Origin of the sequence: Roseateles sp. (genome assembly GCF_049240545.1) — a bacterium.
Taxonomy (GTDB): domain Bacteria; phylum Pseudomonadota; class Gammaproteobacteria; order Burkholderiales; family Burkholderiaceae_C; genus Paucibacter_A.
On record NZ_JBMLSK010000349.1, the window covers coordinates 1 to 1,626 of the forward strand.

At 68.0% G+C, this 1,626-nt stretch carries 2 pseudogenes; one reads left to right on the top strand and one right to left on the bottom strand.

The features are described from left to right. Positions 1 to 224, top strand: a pseudogene (locus tag ACOVRJ_RS21485) (hypothetical protein); the annotation flags it as partial. A gap of 404 nt (positions 225 to 628) precedes the next feature. Here the strand turns inward: ACOVRJ_RS21485 and ACOVRJ_RS21490 are convergent. Continuing rightward, positions 629 to 1,567 (bottom strand): annotated as a pseudogene (locus ACOVRJ_RS21490) (IS1595 family transposase); the annotation flags it as partial. Positions 1,568 to 1,626: the final 59 nt, after the last annotated feature.

The following is a 1,626-nucleotide window of genomic DNA, read 5'->3' on the forward strand; positions in this document are numbered from 1 at the left end:
AGGACCAGGCCCGGCCGCACCGCATCGGCTGGGCGCGGCTGCTCAAGCGGGTCTTCGACATCGACATGCGGCACTGCCCGAACTGCGGCGCCGGGGAGCTGAAGATCATCGCCGCCGTCGTGGAACGCCTGGCGATGGAGAAGACCCTGACTCACCTGGGGATCGATCCGCCGCCACCGCCCCTGGGGCGAGCGCGCGAGGCGGGGCAAGACATCCCTGACTGAGCTGCGCCGGCCGGCGCAAGCATGACGTCCCGGGCTGCAACGCCATGCGCAGCCGGGGCGGCGCTGCGCGCCATGGCGGCGCGAGGCCGCAAGACCCACGCCCAACGCCAAGGTCGAGGCAGCGATCAGCCCTTGTGAACGATCACGCACCTGCCGAACCCGACCCACGCGAGGGCGCCGGCACCCACCCCTGACACTTCATGCCGCCGCAACCGCCCCGTATCCGGGTCCACACCCGGGTCCCATGGCCTCCACAGGCCTTGCCGAGGGCGTTTGAAATTCCCAGGGCTCTCCATTTAACTGGACCGCCATGGTCGACCGGCCGCTTTGCGGTCGAGGCTGACCGGCTTGCCGCGCGAGGAGGGTGGCGTCGGTGGCGTCTTGCGCGGCCGATGGCCCGCGGTGATGTCTGCGTAGCGCACGGGCGCGTGCCGCACCGCAAGCTCGAGCACTCGGTAGAACACCATTCCCCGGCTGCGGGAGTGCCGCCGGTTGAAGCGGAACACGAACTCGTTGAGGTACTCGTGCAGATGCGCTTGGTCGATGGCACCTTGGTGGGTGCCGAGAATCCACCGCTTGGCCAGTGACGCGACTCGATGGACGGCAGCCAACAGCTCCGCAGCCTGCCCATCGCCCCGAAGCCGGGCCGCGCGCTGACTGCGTGCTTCATGGGTGTAGCCGCGTCGGTCCAGCCCAAGGTAGCCTTTCCAGCCGTCCGTGATGACCGTGGCGCCTGGCTCGACGTGATCGGAGACGAAGGCGCGCAGCGATGCAGCCGAGGCGTCGGCCAGCGGCGCGAGCCTGCATCGGCCGTAGCCGCGGGGCTCCTTGATCTCCACCGCGATGCCCGTCAAGACCTTGTCGCCCCTGCCTTTGCCGCGACCTACCCCAGGATCTCGCCCGCCGATGTAAGTCTCGTCGACCTCCACAGTACCGACCAGGCGTTCGCGCCCGGGGCGAACGAGCACGGCCCTCAGCCGATGAAGCATCGCCCAAACGGTCTGGTAGGAACCGACGTCGAGGGTGCGCTTCAGACTCAGCGCAGCGATCCCGTCCTTGCCGGTGGCGAACAGCCAGCAGGCGGTGAACCACAAGGTCAGCGGCGTGCGCGTGCGGTCGAAGATCGTTCCGGCGGTGACTGAGCTTCGGGCGCCGCACGCGGCGCACTTGAATCGCCCGTCGCCCAGTCGCCAGCCGTCAGGCCCCTGACAAGCCGGGCAGACAAAACCCGTGGGCCAGCGCAGCCACTCGAGGTAGTCCAGGCAGTCGGCATCGGTTCGAAACCAGGATTGAAACTCCCCGAGTGACCTTGGGTAGTGCTTCCCTGCTCGGTGATTATCCATCCGCAGAAGTCCAACGCTCGGTCCGGATAAATGGAGAGCCCTGGGAATTTCAAACGCCC